Genomic DNA, 17,135 nt, shown 5'->3' with positions numbered 1-17,135 from the left:
GCGCGGGGGCAGAGCCCCCCAATGAAAAAGGGCGACCACTGGGCCGCCCTTCGTCATTCATGGAAGCTGGATCAGGCTTTCGGGCCGATCATCTGCTCGGGGCGGACGACCTTGTCGAAGGTTTCCTCGTCGACGAAGCCAAGCTTGATCGCCTCCTCCTTCAACGTGGTGCCGTTCTTATGCGCGGTCTTCGCGACCTTGGTCGCGTTGTCGTAGCCGATCGTCGGCGCGAGCGCGGTGACCAGCATCAGCGACTCGTGCAGCAGCTTCTCGATGCGCGGCTCGTTGGCCTCGATGCCGGCAACCATGTTGTCGGTGAAGGCCGAGGCGCTGTCGCCCAGAAGCTGCATGGATTGCAGCACGTTATAGCTCATCATCGGGTTGTAGACGTTGAGCTCGAAATGGCCTTGCGAGCCGGCGAACCCGATGGCCGCGTCATTGCCCATGACATGGGCGCAGACCATGGTCAGCGCTTCGGCCTGCGTCGGGTTCACCTTGCCCGGCATGATCGAGGAGCCCGGCTCGTTCTCCGGCAGGATCAGCTCGCCCAGGCCGCAGCGCGGGCCAGAGCCCAGCAGACGGATGTCGTTGGCGATCTTGAAGAGCGAGGCGGCCACGGTTTTCAGCGCGCCCGAGAACATGACCATCGCGTCATGCGCGGCGAGCGCTTCGAACTTGTTCGGCGCGGTGACGAAGGGCAGGTCGGTAATCTCGGCCATATTCGCCGCCACGGTCTCGGCCCAACCGACTTGGGTGTTCAGACCGGTGCCGACGGCGGTGCCGCCTTGGGCCAGTTCGTAGATGTCGCCGAGTGAGGCTTCGACGCGCTCGATTCCCTTCTTCACCTGATGGGCGTAGCCGGAGAATTCCTGGCCGAGGGTCAGCGGCGTCGCGTCCTGCGTGTGGGTGCGGCCAATTTTGATGATGTCCTTGAAGTCCTCGGACTTGGCTTCCAGCGCCGCGTGCAGTTTGCGCAGACCGGGCAGCAGCACGTCGCGCGCCTGCATCGCGATCCCGACATGCATCGCGGTCGGGAAGGTGTCGTTCGAGGACTGCCCCATGTTGCAGTGATCGTTCGGGTGGACCGGGTCTTTCGACCCCATCTCGCCGCCCAGAATTTCGATCGCGCGGTTCGAGATCACCTCGTTGGCGTTCATGTTCGACTGCGTACCCGATCCGGTCTGCCAGACCACGAGGGGGAAGTTGTCGTCGAACTTGCCTTCGATCACTTCGCCGGCCGCCTCGATGATCGCATCGGCGATCTTCGCGTCCAGCTTGCCCTGCGCCTTGTTGGCCATCGCGCAGGCTTTCTTGATCACGCCGAGCGCGCGGATGATCGGGACCGGCTGGCGCTCCCATCCGATCGGGAAGTTCATGATCGAGCGCTGCGTCTGCGCGCCCCAATATTTGTCTGCAGGAACTTCAAGCGGGCCGAAGCTGTCGGTTTCGGTGCGGGTCGCGGTCATCTGGGCCTCCATGATTGCGCGCAATCTTTCGCACGCACTGATAGGGCCCGCGAAGGAATTTTGCAACGGTATACGGAGGTATACTTGGGGCGGCTCTCAGATCTGTGCGGCGATCGCATCCCGGTCGATCAGCGAATGCACCTCGCGGATGCGGCCATCCGCAACGCGATAGAAGACATGCTCGTCGAACCTCACGCGGCGGCCATTCACCGGCAGATCGAAGAGCATTCCCACGGGCGTGCAGTCGAAGCGCAGCCGTGCTGCGATCACTGGCGGATCGGCCGCGAGCGTTTCCGCATCGAAATGAAGGTCCGGGATCGCGCGATGGTCACCCTCGAGCATCTCCCGGTAGCCCGCGAGGCCAAGCGGGCGCGCATTATGAGTGACCTCGGGATGCACGAAATCACCGAGACGCGCCCAGTCCTGTTCGTTCAGGCAAGTCAGATAGCCGTGAAAAAGCGACAGAAGCGCTTCGCGGTCCGGAGGCTCCGACGCCACCGGGTTACTTGCGGAATTGATCGAGGCTCACGACCTCGGCCTCGCCACGCGCGGCGGGGGCCGCCTCTTCTTCCTCGGCCACCTCTTCCTCTTCGAACTCGTCTTCGTCGTCATATTCCTGCGTCTCGAAACGCAGGCCGAACTCTACCGAGGGATCGACGAAGGTGGTGATCGCGTCGAGCGGCACATAGAGCGGCTCGGGCGAATTGCCGAAGTTCAGCGTGATCGAGAAACCGTCCTCGCCCACTTCGAAATTGTCATACCAATTCTGGATGACGATCGTCATTTCCTCGGGGTACCGTTCGCGCAGCCAATCGGCGAGTTCGGCGTCGGGATGACGGGTATCGAAGGTGATGAAAAAGTGGTGTTCACCGGGCAGGCCATTCGCCGCGATGTCGCTCAGCACTGTCTGGATCAGCCCGCGCATCGCGTGATGCATCAGGTTTCCGTAATCAATGGATTGCGTCATGGCCAAGTCCCTTTCTTCTCGGCCTCAAGCATAGGGGATTCTTGGCGGGCCGCAAGGCGGGCGAGGGAGCGCGAAGCGCGACTTTGCGGGGACGCGCCAGCCTCGTCGCGATCGATGCCTTTGCATCCTAGAGGCGAGACGGGGTAGCGTTTCTACTTACTCCAGCATCTCCCCGGATAGGCAGAGCGCGACCGTGTCGGGGGGCATCAGCTCCAAGCCCTAGAGCAGCGCGATCACGTCGTGAGTGTTGTAAGATTCCACGATTTTTTCTCCGCGAAATCGCATGGCCAATTGTCCGGTAAACTCCACCGAACACGCGGTCTGCGCGGATTTTCCAGCGACTTTCAGAAGCGTCCAGAGCCAGTCGCCGGATTCGACATGGCGCAGCACGTCTATCTGAATTCCGTGTAAATGCGCCCGCAACGCCGGCACCCGTTCGCGGAAATCCTTCGGTCGAATCTCGAGCCCAGAGATCAGTCCTTTGGTCAAGGCATCCGCGTCAAACAACCCGTCGATTTCGTCCAGCCGATCCTTTCGGGCCAGCATTGCAGCCACGAATTTCAAACCGGTTAACGGTGATCGAATGAAAAAAGGGGGAAGAAATGCAGGATTCTGTTGCAAGGCTCCTGCGGGCCCCGCCTTACGCGGCTAAGCGCAAGGAGTTAAGTTTCGGTTACCCGAGCTGCTTACGCAGCCAGAGCGACCGGAGCACGGTTGTCGTTGGCAACTGTACAATTTGCACCGATAACGGTGGTGGCTCACCGGGACAAAGCAAACATCTTTACACGTTCGTCGATCCTATTTCGGCCCCATTCTCCCCCAACGAGGGTTGATGGTGGAGCCGCCGGGTACCGCCCCCGGGTCCGATCCGCTTATTACATGCGCGTTTATGCCCATAGTCCCCGTTGCCGGGAACGCTTTGGAATATAGGGGGAAGATCAGGGCGCTTCAAGGCGTCGGATGGGATGAATGCGCATTAACCGGACGTGAACTTGCAGCACGCTATAGCTCGAGTCGGGTCAAGAACTGGCCATGGAGGGGCGCGATGCGCGACAAGACGATCCTGATCGATCTCAGCACGAGCTATCAGTTCCGCCATTGGCGCCCGATGGGCATCCTTCGGGTGGAACATGAGGTCTGGCGGGCGTTTGCCGCGCGCTTCGGCGTGCGGACGGTGCCAGTGATCTATGACGAGGCGCGTGGCGGGTTCTATCGCATCCCTCAGGCGATCTTCGAAGAGGTCATCTTTCGCAACGGTTTTCAGCCGGAGGCGCCTGCGCGCGCCCTCACCGCGCCGCGCCGCTGGCGGTCATGGGCGCGGATCGGGCGGTTTGTCTGGCGGGTCTCGCGCAGATTGCGGGCGGTCGGACGCGACTCGGGGCAGGGCGCAAGACCAAGCGAAGCTGCACTTCGTGCGCGGCGTGAGAGCGCCGCGGCGGAGGAATTGCTGCGGCTGAGCGGTGACGAATATGCCCAGATGCGCCGCTGGCTCGTACGGCTCGAGGGGATCGCTCCGCCTATCGCGCCGCGCATCCGCGCGCTCGATGCGCTCAATCACCGGGCGCATTACGGTCTCATCGATACGGTCCATGACGAGATCTGCGCCGATCGAAACCGGATTTCGCCCGAGGAAGTGAGTGACTATGTCTCGGCCGGCGGATTCTGGGGCGATGCGCGCTACCGCGCGGCCTATGAGATGCGCCAGTCCCACGGCTGGCGGCTGAGCTACTACATTCATGACCTGATCCCGATCCTCTGGGGGCATGTCGCCGAACCCACGACGCGCAAGACTTTTCCGCCCGCGCTGCACTGGATGCTCTGGGGGGTGGATCGGATCTGGACGAATTCAGAGGTGACGCGGTGCGATCTGCTCGCCCACGCCGCCAGTTGCGGCTACCCCGAGTTGGACCCGACCCAAGTGCGTGTCGTTGCCCTCGGTGCCGATGCGGTGGCGCGAACCACGCCCGCCGACGATCTCTCGGGAATCTTCGCGCACCGAAACCTGGAGCCCGGGCGTTACGTCCTCATGGTCGGCACGCAAGAGCCGCGCAAGAACCACGCATTCGCCTATCGCCTCTGGCGGGAGCTGTGTGCGCGGCACGGCGGCGATGTCTTGCCCTTGGTCTGGGTGGGGCAGCCCGGCTGGTCGATCGACCCGCTGCTCGCGATGGTGCGGGCCGATCCCGGCCTGCCGCATGGCGCGATCCGCATCCTCGACGATGTGGACGATGCCGAGTTGCAGGTGCTCTACGGCAACTGTCGCTTCACCATCTACCCCTCCCATTACGAAGGGTGGGGCCTGCCTGTCGTGGAATCGCTGCTGCATGGCAAACCCTGTCTCACGTCGGATGCGCCGGCGCTGATCGAAGCCGGGGGCGGGGCCTCCGAGGCGATCGGTCTGTTCGAGGGCGAGCGCTGGCTTGCGCGCGCCGAGGCGCTGATGGTGGACGAGGCGGCCTATCGCGCGGCCCGCGCGCAAGCGGAGCGGTTCAAGCCGCATAGATGGGCCGATTTTCGAGTGGCGTTGACCGAAGGTTTCGACGTGGACTCGTCGGAGAAATCTTCACGTCCCGCCACATCCTACGCGCTTTCCGAAAACGCCACGACCTACCGGGAGGACGCCGCATGAAGATCGCCGCTTTCGGTCATTATCCGATCCACCGCCCGCTACATGGCGGTCAGCGCCGGGTCGCAGCCATTGCGCGGCAGGCGCGGGCGGCGGGGCATATCTTTCGCTATGTCCCGATCTATTCGACGCGCAGCTATCCCGACGGCTCCCCGGACGAGCAACGTACGGCGGTGCCGATGGCGCTGCTGCCGCGTCTCCACGATCCGCAGCGCCGAGAGGATCTGCATATATCGGACGCTCTCGCCGCTCATCCATTGATCCCCGGGCTGATCGGCGAGTTGCGCGATTTCGCACCCGACGCGGTGCAGTTCGAGCATCCCTGGCTCTATCCGCTTTTCGCCGAAGCGCTGGAACGCGACCCCATCCTGCGCCGCGCCCGGCTCATCTATTCCGCCCATAATGTCGAGGCGGCGCTGATCGACCCGCATTGGCGCGCGCAGGCGGAAGCGCTCGAAGCGGCGCTCGTCGCGGCAGCCGATCTGGTCATCGCGGTCTGCGAGGCCGATGCACGGCACTTCGCGTGCCAGCCGGGCGCGCCGGCAATCGTCGTGGCTCCGAACGGCTGCTGGGCGCCCGATCCCGAGGCGCGTCCACCCGCACCGTTGGATGGGGCTTACGCACTCGTTGCGGGCTCGGCGCATCCGCCGAACGCCACGGGCTATTGGGCGTCTTTTGGCGAAATTCCGGGGTTCCTTCCGCCGCGTAGCCGCCTCGCCGTCGCGGGGGCGATGACCCACCTTATTACCACCGACGCCCGCTATGAACGTTACGCGCAGATGAACGCGGAATTCGTCGCGCCCCTGGGCGTGGTCGCGGAAGAAACCTTGAGTGGTCTTCTGCATCACGCCCGCGCCATCTGCCTGCCGATCACCGAGGGAGGCGGCACCAATCTCAAGACCGCGGAGGCGCTTTTGTCCTGCAAGCCCGTCGTCGCGATGCGCCCCGCGATGCGCGGGTTTGAAGACGCGGAGGGACTGAGCGGCGTTCATGTCGCGGACGATCCTGTGCAGTTTCGTCGCTTGTTGCGCGATGCCATGACGGGGGCGATCGGCTCGCAGCGCCGCCCCGAAGACGTAGCGCAATATGGCTGGCCCGCGCAGCTCGCGCCTCTGATGTCCCGCTATGAAAGTCTCGCCGCATGACGGATTTATCCCTGCAGCCCGTCGCCTTTGACGATCCGGAACTGGCCGCGCAAATGCGCGCCACGCCTGCCGCGATCGACACGTTGTTTCAGGCCTATCTCGGGCGGCCTGCGAAAGCGCGGGCGCAGGCCGCGTTGAAAGAGCGGCGCGCGAGCGTGGCCGATGTCGAGCGGGAGCTGCGCGGGTCGGAGGAATATCGACGCAAGGCCCGGCTTCTGCGCGATCAGGATCGTAGCCAGTACGATGGCGCGATGCTCTACATTGCGCCGGCGCGGGTGGTGTTCTGCCCGATCGCGAAGGTCGCCAATACCTCGGTCAAGGATTGGGCTCTGCGGTTGGTGGGCGATGGACGACCCGAGCCGGGCATGTCGCATTACTGGCTCGATTCCGGGCAGAGCCGCATGCAGGCACGCCACTGGGCCTTCGCCGCACGCGCCCGCGTTGATCACGCGCCGGATTGGGTCTCGGTCGCGCTTCTGCGCGATCCCGTCGATCGGCTCGTCAGCTGCTATTGCGACAAGTTCGGGCGCAACCGAATGCAGGGCTCGGTGCTCCATCATACCCGGTCGGTCTATGCGTTCTTCGCGGGGGGAGATGCGCCGGACCGGGAGATGGTCGAGCGCGGGCTGAGCTTTCGCCAATTCTGTTTCTACATCAACGCCACTGCGCGCGAGGTGCAGGACAGCCACTGGGCGGCACAGTGGAGCTATCTGCAAAATCGCCGCTGGGACAGGCTCTTCGCGCTGGAAAAGATCGAGAGTTTCGAGGCCTTCCTGCGTGAGCGCCTGCCGGAGGATCTGCGCGAGATCCGGCTCGGGCTGACCAATGCGGCGCAAAAGACACGCGGGACGCCGACGCGCGATCTCTCCGATGCGCTGCCGGGGGACTGGATGGCGGCGCACACCCCGCCTTACGAGGCGTTCCTGACGGACGATATTCGCGGCTTCATAGGGGATTACTATGCGCTCGATGCGCGGCTGCATGCGCAGGCGCTGGCCGAGAGCTAGCCTGGCCGGATAGGCGCCTCAGTCGCCTTCGGCCGGGATGCCCAGAAGCGTGATCGCGACCCCAAGCGCAGCAAGTGCCCAGAACGCGTGGCGCTTCGTCCCTTCGGTTTGCAGTGCGGCCAGCACTGCTTGCAGCGCGTAATAGCCCGCGAAGGCGCGCGAGGCGTAGGAGATGATCTGGAACAGGTCGGTCGTCCAGGTCAGCACGATGCCCGCGCCGATCAACACCGGGTAGGCCGCCTTTTGCGGGATCTTCCCACGCGAGAATTCCGCGATCAGACCGCCCGCGCCACCGGTATCGGCCACGGCAGCGGAGAACTGCGCGGCCAGCGCCGCGGCTACCAGCATGGCCGGCAGGATCGGGGCTACGACGCGCATCATGTCGATGATCGCGGTCTCGGTCAGGTTATGGGCGTTGGGCGTGAAGATGTAAGCCAGCAGCGCGATATAGACCATGTAGATCGCGGTCGCGAGCATCTGCGCCCATTTCATCGCAGCGACCCGGGTGTCGGCATCGTAGCTCTTGCCCAGATAGCGCGCGGTCTCGAACCCCTGCACGGTCACGATCAGGCCGAAGAGCAGCCGTAAAGAGTCCCACGGCCCCAGCGTCGGCGCATCGACCACAAGATCGCCCGCGACGGCGACCTTGCCGAAATAGACCGCAAGGCCGAGGATCAGTCCGGCGATGATCGCGAGCTTGAGTGCGACCGAGGCATATTCCATCTGCTCGAGCCGTTTGAACCCGCCCGAGAACCCGGCGATCGCGACGATGGCGAGCATCGTCGTCGTCACCGCGCGCGCCGCGAAATCCGTATTCCACGGCGTAAGCGAAACCGCGAATGCCCCGAACAGGTTGAGGTAATAGGCGACCGAGATGACATAGGCGAAGGCGAGTGCGAGCTGTGCCACCTCTTCGATGCGCTTGACGGCGCGGGTGTCGGGCACGTCCTCGGCGCGGATATTGGCGCGCACGGCCGCGCCGAACAGCCATCCCAAGCCACACAAGGCCGCCATCGCAAGCGGAGCGAAACTGCCGTAGCGCACCTCTAGGATCGGCCCCAGCACCAGGAAGCCCGAGCCGATGATCGAGGCCAGCGGCGTCACCATGGCGCGCCAGCGCGGCAGGTCGCGTAGCTGCGGCAGGAACATCGCGGCAAGGACGATCAGGGCGAGAATGAGAATGGCTGCGTCGAGGATCATGGTCGGTCTCAAATGGTCGGTTGCACGCAGCTAGCACGAGGGGGGCAATTAGAAAGGGCCGCGTCAGACGCGGCCCTCGGGTTGTGACGTATTCGGCGCAGTGATCAGAAGCCAGCCTTGATCTTCTCGAACTCGGCCAGTTGCTTTTCACGCAGCTCCGGCGAGTTCGGCGTCTGTGCGAGGACAGGCGCGTTGATCTCGGTCAGGCCTGCCGTTTCCAGCTGCTCCGGCGGGATCAGCTTCATCGCCTCGGTGTTCGTGTGACCATAGCCGATCTCGTCGACGAGAACCGGGCCCGCCTCCGGGCGCAGCCATGCGTTCATGAAATCGTAAAGCTTTTCTTCCGAGCCGGGACCGTCCTTGAGGTTCACGAAGCCGCAGAACCAGGTCGACGAGCCCTCTTTCGCCTCGCGCTGGAAGGCGACCGGATAATTGTCGTCCTGCAGATAGGCGACGCCGTCATTCCACGACCACGCGACCAGAACCTCGCCCGAGGCCATCAACTGCGCCTGCTGCGAGGGGTCGGTCCAGTAAGATTGCACGTTCTTGTTGGCTTCGCGCAGCCAGTCGGCGGCGGCCTGGAACTGCTCGTCGGTGACATTGGTCCAGTCGGTCACGCCGGTCGCGAGATAGGCCAGCGCCCAGACGTCGTCCGAGCTGTCGGGCAGCGAGGTGCGGCCCGCATATTTCGGGTTCACGAAGACATCGAGGCTGGCCACGTCCTCGGCCGGGACCTTGTCGGGATTGTAGGCGATCGCGGTCGCGCCCCAATCGGTCGGCAGATACCAGACGTTCTTGTCGTCATCGACGAAAATCTTCGAGTTCAGGTATTTGGGGTCGATATTCTTGAACTCCGGGATCTTGGAGACATCCCAGGGCTCGATCAGCCCGGCGTCCTTGTATTTCGAGATCATCTGCGAACAGGGATGGGCGGCATCTGCTTTGAAGCCGGAGGCGAGTTTCTGATAGGCTTCGTCGTCATCTCCGTAGAAGGCGTAAGTCGGGCTGTCGCCGTATTTGTCGATATAGGGCTGGAACAGGCCCGGAATTTCGAAGCCGGCCCAATCGAAGATAGTCAGGTCCGGATCGGCGGCCCGCGCGGGCGCGCTCAGTGCGGCCACGGCGATCCCCGCCATAAGGAGAGCAGAAGTCTTCATTGTATCTTCCCTGTTTTGTGTTCGTTTTGTGAAAACGCTAGAGCGGCTTTTTCGCCCTCGCAAGAGGCATTTGCACGGCCGTTAGGCAGGAGCGCCGGGTTTGACGGTGCGGCGCGATGGTCAGCCGGTGCGGATGCGGAAAATTTGGGCGCGACTGAACCGGATCGGGCGCGGCGCGTAGGGAGAGGGAGGCAAAGGAGACGAGCATGAGTGACACCCCCGTCCTGTTATGGCTGCGGCGCGACTTCCGATTCCACGATCATGAGGCGATGGCGGCGGCCGCGAAGACCGGTGCCCCGGTGATCCCGGTCTTCATCCATGACGACCAGGTCGAAGCCTTGGGGGCGGCGGCGAAATGGCGGCTCGGTCTTGCGGTGGAGGCATTTGCGGAAAGCCTCTCGGAGAAAGACTCGAAGCTGATCCTACGCAAGGGCGCGCCCCTTACTGTGCTCCGTGCGCTGATCGAGGAGACGGGGGCGGGCGCGGTCTATTGGTCGCGCCGCTACGACAAGCCGGGTCGCGACACCGATACGGAGGTGAAATCCGCGCTCTCCGACGACGGGATCGAGGCAAAAAGCTTCACCGGGCATCTGCTGTTCGAGCCGTGGACGGTGGAGACCAAGACCGGCGGCCCCTATAAGGTTTACACGCCCTTTTGGAACGCGGTGAAGGGCACGGATGTCGCGCCGGAAGTTAAGACAGTGTCTGAACTTCGCCCGCCAAGTGATTGGCCAAGAAGCGAAAAGCTGGAGGACTGGAAGATGGGAGCGGCGATGCGGCGCGGTGCGGCCATCGTTGCGAAACATGTCAATGTCGGCGAGCGCGCCGCGCAGTCGCGGCTGTCGAATTTCCTGCGCGATCGCCTCTCGGCCTACAAGACGCAGCGTGATGTGCCCGCTTCGGGCGGTACCTCGGGCCTGTCCGAAAACCTGACTTATGGCGAGATCTCCCCGCGTACGATCTGGCATGCCGGTTATCGCGAGATGGCCGAGGGCAACCCCGGTGCAGAGACCTTCCTGAAAGAGCTCGTCTGGCGCGAATTCGCCTGGCACCTGTTCTTTCACTGGCCCGACATGGCCGAGAGAAACTGGCGCGACGAGTGGAACGGCTTCGACTGGCGGCGCGACAATAACGACGCCGAGGCGTGGCGGCGCGGTATGACCGGAGAGCCTTTCGTCGATGCGGCGATGCGCGAGATGTATGTCACCGGCACGATGCATAATCGCGCCCGGATGATCGTGGCCTCTTATCTCAGCAAGCACCTGATGACCGATTGGCGGGTGGGCTTGCGCTGGTTCGAGGACTGCCTGATCGACTGGGATCCGGCAAGCAACGCGATGGGATGGCAATGGGTCGCAGGTCCGGGGCCGGACGCGACGCCCTATTTCCGCGTGTTCAATCCGGAGACGCAGCTGGATAAATTCGATAGGGACGGGCGCTACCGGAAGGATTTCATCGCCGAGGGGCAGGCCAATCCGCCCGAGACGGCGACGGATTATTTCGAAGCGATCCCAGAGAGTTGGGCGCTAACGCCGGATCAGGACTATCCCGATCGACTGATCGATCTCAAGGAAGGGCGGGAGCGCGCCCTGGCCGCGTATGAGCAGCACAAAGGCTAGGCTGTAGCGCTGGTTCGCGGGCTTAGATCAAGGCGTCAGGCGTAGCCTTGATCCGGGTCTCGCGGCCCATGAAATCCAACAGCAGCCAGACCCGTCTCTCGGCATCGACCCTTTCAACCGTCGCCACAAAATCCGCGAACGGCCCGGTCGCCAGCGTGACCGCATCGCCGGGCGCGTAATCCGGTAGCGGCTGAACTTGATCTTGAGTATCGCAGCGCGCGCGCAGCGCCTTGATCATCGCGTCGGGCACCGGCGTCGGGCGACCTGCAAGCGCCACGAGCCGCGTTATCCCCTGCGTCCCGTTCACCGCGCCGAGATGCGCCGAGCCAGGTGTCTCGCGCAGGAAAAGATAGCCTGGAAAGAGCGGCGCGCTGCGGGTCACAAATTTGCCCGCCTGGCGCCGCGTCGTCTCGATCATCGGCAGGAAAACCTCGAACTTCTGGCGCGCCAGATTGCGCCGGGCGATGGCGGCGCTGTTGGGCTTGAACTGCGCCACATGCCACGCGCGGGCCGGGCTCTGATCGGTCATGGCTTGGGCCTTTTGTCCAACCGGGGTGTGCTTTGCTGACTGATGGATAGGGCCTGACAAGTCAATCTGACAAGGCGAATTCGTGCGTAAAGATGCGCGCCAAAGTGGTTCCGAGCGTCGTTAACGTAACGTTAGGAATGACCGTGCAAAGCTCCGACATGGCAGGGGAAACCTGCCGAGATGGGGAGGATGCACATGATCACTCCGGTTCTTCTAGCGGGCGGGTCGGGAACGCGTCTGTGGCCGCTGTCCCGGCGCAGCTATCCGAAGCAATTCGCCGAACTGACAGGGCCGGTAACACTGTTTCAAGCGACGGCAGAGCGGTTGTCGGGCGCGGGTTTCGCGCCGCCGCTGGTGCTCACACAATCCGACTTCCGCTTCATCGCGACCGAGCAGCTTGCCGCGGTCGGCATTGATCCCGGCGCGGTGATGCTGGAGCCCGAGGGGCGCAACACCGCCCCCGCCATTCTCGCCGCGGCGCTCTGGCTCCGACGCGAGGCAGGGGAGGAGGCGCTGATGCTGGTCGCGCCCTCGGATCATGTCATCGCCGATGCGCAGGCGTTTCAGGAGGCGATCGCAGGCGCAGAGCTTGCGGCGCGGAGAGGGCGGTTGGTGACCTTTGGCATTACCCCCGACCGGGCCGAGACGGGATATGGATATCTCGAACCTTCTCAGGAGTCAGGCGTCGGCGGCCCCGTGCCCCTGGTCCGGTTCATCGAAAAGCCCGATCTCGTACGGGCGCGCGCCCTCTATGAAAGCGGCGATTACCTATGGAATTCCGGCCTCTTTCTGTTTTCCGCGGGCGCGATCCTCGAGGCCGCGCGAACCCACGCGCCGAGCCTCCTCGCGCGCGTCGAGGCGGCATTCGCTGCCGCGCGCGCCGATCTGGGTTTTCTGCGACTCGACCCGGATACCTGGGGGGATGCGCCCGACATCTCGATCGATTACGCGATCATGGAACGCGCGGGCTGCGTCTCCGTGATGCCGGTGCAGGCGGGCTGGTCGGATCTGGGCGATTGGGAGGCGGTGCGCCGCGCGGCCCCGGCTGCGGGTTCCGACGGGGTCGCGCTGTCGGGCGCTGCCACCGCGATCGATTGCCGCGACAGCCTGCTGCGCTCGGAAGATCCGCGGCTACACATGGTCGGGATCGGGCTTGAGGACGTGATCGCGGTGGCGATGCCCGACGCGGTCCTCGTCGCGCATCGCTCGCGCGCGCAGGATGTGAAAGCGGCGGTTAACGCGCTCAAGGCCCGCGACGCTGCGCAGGCGACAGACTTCCCGCGCGATCACCGACCTTGGGGCGGGTTCGAGAGCCTCGTCACCGGCGATCGGTTCCAGGTGAAGCGGATCACGGTGAAGCCCGGCGCGGCGCTCAGTCTGCAAAGTCACCACCACCGGGCCGAGCATTGGATCGTCGTTCAGGGCACCGCCCTCGTGACGCTGGGCAAGGAAGCGCGCCTCGTGACGGAAAACGAATCCGTCTACATTCCGATCGGCGAGACGCACCGGCTCGAAAACCCCGGAATGATGCCGATGGTTCTGATCGAAGTGCAGACCGGGGCCTATCTCGGGGAAGATGACATCATCCGCTACGAAGATGTCTACATGCGCGCAGTGGGCGAATAGCACGTGCTCGGCGGCGGGTCGCCGCCCGGCAGTGCAAATCGGTGACAATTCCTTGGAAAAGCAGCAATTCGCGTTTCAGAGGAGTGCGACTCTCTGCTAGGTCTCCAATTGATTGTGACCGAGGCGGATTTTCCTGACATGTTGGCGCGCCCCTACCGCTCCCGATGCAGACGCTTCTCGGCAGCGATGTTGGCGGCAAATCGCAGGCCGAGACCCAGATCGCGATCATGTCGTCGCGGCTGGTGCTGGGCGATGCGGCGAACAAGCTCGACCTGCAGAACTTCGTCATTCCGCGCCGGCTGCCGCTTATCGGCATGCTTCCCGCGAACCTGCACTTGCCCGATCCGGGCCTGTTCACCCAATACCAGTGGAACGCAGAGACGGTTCAGATCGGTAAGCTGAAAGTGCCCGCTCAATGGCAGGGAGAGCCGATGACGCTGACCGTGACCGGCGCGGACAGCTATCGCGTCACGCTGCTCGACGGCACCGAAGTCAGCGGTACGGTCGGCCACGAAGTTACCGCGCGCGATGGCGATTTCGCGCTTGCGCTATCCGAGATGGATGCCCCGGTCGGCCGCGAGTTCTACATCGGGCGCCGCTCTCTCAACGCGACGATTCAGGCGATGCGCGAAAACTTTTCGGTCTCCGAAAGCCCGCGCGGTTCGAACATCCTGCATACCGCATATCAGGACACCGACCGCCAGCGCGCGGAAAAGATCCTCAACGCGATCGCGGCGTCTTTCGTGGACCAGAATATCGAGCGCAATTCGGCCTCCGCCGAGAACAGCCTCGAATTCATCCAGAAGCAATTGCCCGAGGCGCGCAAGAACGTGTCCGAGGCGGAGCAGGCGCTCAATGCCTATCGCCAGAAGCAGAAATCGGTCGACGTGAAATACGAGACCCAGGCCCTGTTGGAGCGCGTCACGAAGATCGAGGGGGAACTGTCCGCGCTCGATCTGAAAGAGGCCGAGCTGAAGAACCAGTACACGGTCAACCACCCCGCCTATCAGGCGCTGCTGCAAAACCGCAAGGAACTGCAAGCGCAGCTGGAACAGGCGAAGAAGGCGACCCAAGGGCTGCCGGAGACGCAGAAGGACATCTTCAATCTGCAGCGTAACCTCGAAGTGGCGCAGCAGGTCTACACCCAGCTTCTCAACCGATCGCAGGAATTGCAGGTCGTGCGCGCCTCGACTGTCGGTTCGGTGCGCGTGATCGACAAAGCCTATGCGAGCATCATCCCGGTTGCGCCGCGCAAATCGCGGATCGTCGCGCTGGCGGGGATACTGGGTCTCATCATTGGCGCAGCCTACGTTCTGATCCGTCGCGCGCTGCGTCACGGAATCAAGGGCGCCGAAGAGATCGAAGCGCTCGGTCTGCCAGTCTTCGCAACCGTTCCCTTCGCCAAGGAGGCGTCCGATCTGCGTCACCGCAAGGGCGACCTACCGATCTTCGCGCTTGAACATTCAGACGCCGTGACGACCGAAGCGCTGCGATCCCTGCGCACTTCGCTGCATTTCGGGCTACTGGATGCGCAGACCAACTCGATCCAGGTGACCTCGGCCGCGCCGGGGGTGGGCAAGACCTTCCTTTCGATCAACCTCGCCGTAGTCGCGGCGCAAGCGGGGCAGCGAGTTTGTCTGATCGATGCAGATATGCGCAAAGGCTATCTCGCGCGGTTCCTGCATCTGCCGAAGACGGTGGAGGGCCTTTCGGATTATCTCGGCCAGGAGAAGGCGCTGGAAGAGGTGATGCGCGACGGGCCGGTCGAGGGGCTGAAGGTGATCACCTCGGGCCGCTACCCTCCGAACCCGTCGGAACTGCTGATGCGGGCCGAGTTCGGGACCATGCTTCGCCAGCTCGACAGCGAGTTCGATCTCATCATCGTCGATGCGCCGCCCGCGCTTGCGGTCACCGATCCGGTGGTGATCGGGCGCTCCGTAGGCGCGAGCATCGTGATCGCGCGCCATCTCGAGACGATGCAGGGCGCGGTGCGTGCCGTGCAGGCGAGCTTCGAGGCGGCGGGCACGTCGATCACGGGCGCGGTCCTCAACGGCTTCAAGGCCGAGGCGGCCGAGCGTTATGGCGGCCATTACCAATATCACTATAACTACCGATACAGCTACAAATCCGACGATTGAGCAGGGCCCTCCCGGTCCGTGACCGGGGCGGGAGGCGCGACTGCTGCGAAAACTGCTGGGCGGGGCGAAAATCTCGAAGCTCGGGATCACCACGCCCGAACCGCGACCAGGCCGCCATGGCATCCCCGGGAGCGGGTGCCGCATTTGTTGAAACCGATCGCCACGCGCGGTAGGGAAGGCGGTTGCGCGGAAACGGCGCGATCAGGCATGGCGACGTCGGGAGCAATGGAGCGGCCAAAACGTGGCCTCTCCTATCCCTTCTTGCGCGGATTGTTTCGATCGCGCTTTGCGCCCGCTGGGAGGCCCCTTACATCCGCAGGCGGAAGTAGCTCATCTCGATATTGCTCTCCATGCCGGTATCGCAATGACCGAAGCGCGAGTTGGAGGTGCCGTCGATCTTGCCGCCAGAGACGATCGCGACTCCTTCGATCCCGTCTGCCTGCGCCGAGAAGCTTACATCCTTCATCGCGAGGATCTGACCGCCGTAGAAGGAAATTTTTGCCGCCGAAGAGACACCGCCCATCGTGATCAGCTTCGCGCCGCCATCGGGTGCGCAATTGTCGTCGCGCCCGATCCGCAGCCCCTGCGGCGCCGAGAAGCTGCGATCATCGGTCGAGGTGTTTGCGAAGATCGCATTTTCCAGCGCGACGCCATTGCCGAATTTCACCGGGCAGTTCGCGATAACCGCGACCTCGGAGATCACGCTCGGGTCGGTCGTCACGGACCCGTCGACCTTGTTCGGGACCGAGATCGTCACGCTCGAATTGCAGTCGAGTATGTAGAGATTGCCGGGCGCGAAATCGGTGGTGTCGAGCTTCGTCCCGTTGAGGAAGGTCGGCGTCCGGTTCGTAATATAGGAGGGCAAATAGCCAGTGCCGTCGCGCATGGATTCGATGATCTTCGGAATGCGGTCGAGCACGCGCAGCTTGTAGAAGGAGGTGCGCAGCGCCTCTTGCAAGCCGTCGTTCTGCTTGAAGCCGGATGCGGGGATGTCGAGCTTGCTGGTGTCGGGCATCGACACGATCGCGCCGCTCTCGAACATGTTGTTCTGGTTGAGCGACACGTATTGCGCCGCGTAGAGGCAGAAGCCCGACGCGAAGCTGTTGCCCGATTGCAGGTCGATGACACCTTTCGCGGCCAAGCCTTCGGTGAGGCAGGCGGGCTGGTATGCTTCGGCGACGGCGCCGGTATTGATCTGCCACCCGTCCTGACCGATCACCTTACCGAAGAAGGTGGGCGCTGCGTTCGCGCGGTCGGTGGTGCGATGCGCCATCACGCGCACCGCGGGGCTGAGATCGAGGTCGGGGGCGTAATCCGTAAGGAAACGATTGTTGGTCGCGTCGTAATAGCCGAAGGTCACATCGTCTTTGGTGATGACCGAAGTCGCATCGTCGGAGCCGAGGTTGGAATGGGCCAGCTCGGCCGCGCGGGTCCTCGCCTCGTCTTTGGTGATCAGGGGGTCGGAAGCAAGATACATCGCACCGAGCGCGGCAGCATCCGTCGCATCCTGCATCTGCACCCGCTCGCGATATCCGTTGGAGACGTCGAGCGCGAGGCTGCCGACGGCGAGGAACAGGATCGTCCAGAACAGCGAGAGCTGAGTGATCATGCCATCTTCTTCAGCGGTGAAATCGGTAATCGTTACGCGGCTCATC

At 63.5% G+C, this 17,135-nt stretch carries 14 protein-coding genes and 1 other RNA gene; 6 read left to right on the top strand and 9 right to left on the bottom strand.

Annotation, left to right across the window (positions count from 1 at the left end; translation table 11 throughout):
- Positions 1–71 precede the first annotated feature (71 nt).
- The 5 genes from fumC to ssrA form a co-directional block, all read right to left on the bottom strand.
- The gene (gene fumC, locus B6V72_RS02625) at positions 72–1,466 is read right to left on the bottom strand and encodes a class II fumarate hydratase (RefSeq protein WP_075776620.1); all 1,395 of its coding nucleotides are present in this window, start codon (positions 1,464–1,466) and stop codon (positions 72–74) included.
- A gap of 96 nt (positions 1,467–1,562) precedes the next feature.
- Positions 1,563–1,964: an ester cyclase gene (locus tag B6V72_RS02620; protein WP_168172996.1), complete on the bottom strand. Its 402-nt coding sequence runs from the start codon at positions 1,962–1,964 to the stop codon at positions 1,563–1,565.
- A gap of 4 nt (positions 1,965–1,968) precedes the next feature.
- Positions 1,969–2,433: a ClpXP protease specificity-enhancing factor SspB gene (locus tag B6V72_RS02615; RefSeq protein ID WP_075776513.1), complete on the bottom strand. Its 465-nt coding sequence runs from the start codon at positions 2,431–2,433 to the stop codon at positions 1,969–1,971.
- 219 nt (positions 2,434–2,652) lie between these two features.
- Complete coding sequence (locus B6V72_RS02610) at positions 2,653–3,054, bottom strand: nuclear transport factor 2 family protein (RefSeq protein WP_168172995.1); 402 nt, start codon at positions 3,052–3,054, stop codon at positions 2,653–2,655.
- Positions 3,035–3,389, bottom strand: a transfer-messenger RNA (tmRNA) gene (gene ssrA / locus B6V72_RS02605). The genes B6V72_RS02610 and ssrA overlap by 20 nt, the downstream gene beginning before the upstream one ends.
- 89 nt (positions 3,390–3,478) lie before the next feature.
- On the opposite strand from ssrA, the gene B6V72_RS02600 reads away from it, so the two are divergent.
- Genes B6V72_RS02600 through B6V72_RS02590 form a run of 3 tightly spaced genes read left to right on the top strand, consistent with a single transcriptional unit; the run spans position 3,479 to position 7,211 of the window.
- Positions 3,479–5,062 carry a glycosyltransferase gene (locus B6V72_RS02600; RefSeq protein ID WP_088734522.1) on the top strand — a complete coding sequence of 528 codons (1,584 nt, stop codon included), beginning with the start codon at positions 3,479–3,481 and terminating at the stop codon, positions 5,060–5,062.
- The gene (locus tag B6V72_RS02595; protein WP_168172994.1) at positions 5,059–6,204 is read left to right on the top strand and encodes a glycosyltransferase; all 1,146 of its coding nucleotides are present in this window, start codon (positions 5,059–5,061) and stop codon (positions 6,202–6,204) included. The genes B6V72_RS02600 and B6V72_RS02595 overlap by 4 nt, the downstream gene beginning before the upstream one ends.
- The gene (locus B6V72_RS02590) at positions 6,201–7,211 is read left to right on the top strand and encodes a sulfotransferase family 2 domain-containing protein (RefSeq protein ID WP_088734518.1); all 1,011 of its coding nucleotides are present in this window, start codon (positions 6,201–6,203) and stop codon (positions 7,209–7,211) included. The genes B6V72_RS02595 and B6V72_RS02590 overlap by 4 nt, the downstream gene beginning before the upstream one ends.
- An 18-nt stretch (positions 7,212–7,229) precedes the next feature.
- Here the strand turns inward: B6V72_RS02590 and B6V72_RS02585 are convergent, their stop codons facing one another.
- Together B6V72_RS02585 and B6V72_RS02580 are read right to left on the bottom strand one after the other, a co-directional pair.
- Complete coding sequence (locus B6V72_RS02585; RefSeq protein ID WP_199224693.1) at positions 7,230–8,411, bottom strand: hypothetical protein; 1,182 nt, start codon at positions 8,409–8,411, stop codon at positions 7,230–7,232.
- 104 nt (positions 8,412–8,515) lie between these two features.
- Positions 8,516–9,568, bottom strand: coding sequence for an ABC transporter substrate-binding protein (locus tag B6V72_RS02580; protein ID WP_088722726.1), 1,053 nt, complete (start codon positions 9,566–9,568; stop codon positions 8,516–8,518).
- Between the two features lie 206 nt (positions 9,569–9,774).
- On the opposite strand from B6V72_RS02580, the gene B6V72_RS02575 reads away from it, so the two are divergent.
- Positions 9,775–11,187 (top strand): deoxyribodipyrimidine photo-lyase, encoded by a 1,413-nt coding sequence (locus B6V72_RS02575; RefSeq protein WP_088734516.1) that lies wholly within the window; start codon positions 9,775–9,777, stop codon positions 11,185–11,187.
- A 22-nt stretch (positions 11,188–11,209) separates the two neighbouring features.
- Here B6V72_RS02575 and B6V72_RS02570 read toward each other — a convergent pair whose 3' ends face one another.
- Positions 11,210–11,716: a transcriptional activator RfaH gene (locus B6V72_RS02570; RefSeq protein WP_088734514.1), complete on the bottom strand. Its 507-nt coding sequence runs from the start codon at positions 11,714–11,716 to the stop codon at positions 11,210–11,212.
- 195 nt (positions 11,717–11,911) lie between these two features.
- On the opposite strand from B6V72_RS02570, the gene B6V72_RS02565 reads away from it, so the two are divergent.
- Positions 11,912–13,342 carry a mannose-1-phosphate guanylyltransferase/mannose-6-phosphate isomerase gene (locus B6V72_RS02565; RefSeq protein ID WP_088734512.1) on the top strand — a complete coding sequence of 477 codons (1,431 nt, stop codon included), beginning with the start codon at positions 11,912–11,914 and terminating at the stop codon, positions 13,340–13,342.
- Between the two features lie 164 nt (positions 13,343–13,506).
- Positions 13,507–15,480: a polysaccharide biosynthesis tyrosine autokinase gene (locus tag B6V72_RS02560; protein ID WP_088734510.1), complete on the top strand. Its 1,974-nt coding sequence runs from the start codon at positions 13,507–13,509 to the stop codon at positions 15,478–15,480.
- Between the two features lie 307 nt (positions 15,481–15,787).
- Here the strand turns inward: B6V72_RS02560 and B6V72_RS02555 are convergent, their stop codons facing one another.
- Positions 15,788–17,134 carry a pilus assembly protein TadG-related protein gene (locus tag B6V72_RS02555; protein ID WP_088718661.1) on the bottom strand — a complete coding sequence of 449 codons (1,347 nt, stop codon included), beginning with the start codon at positions 17,132–17,134 and terminating at the stop codon, positions 15,788–15,790.
- Position 17,135: the final 1 nt, after the last annotated feature.

The sequence above is a fragment of the Thioclava sp. F34-6 genome, assembly GCF_002213235.1.
GTDB lineage: Bacteria > Pseudomonadota > Alphaproteobacteria > Rhodobacterales > Rhodobacteraceae > Thioclava > Thioclava nitratireducens.
This window is presented reverse-complemented; position numbering and strand designations above follow the sequence as displayed.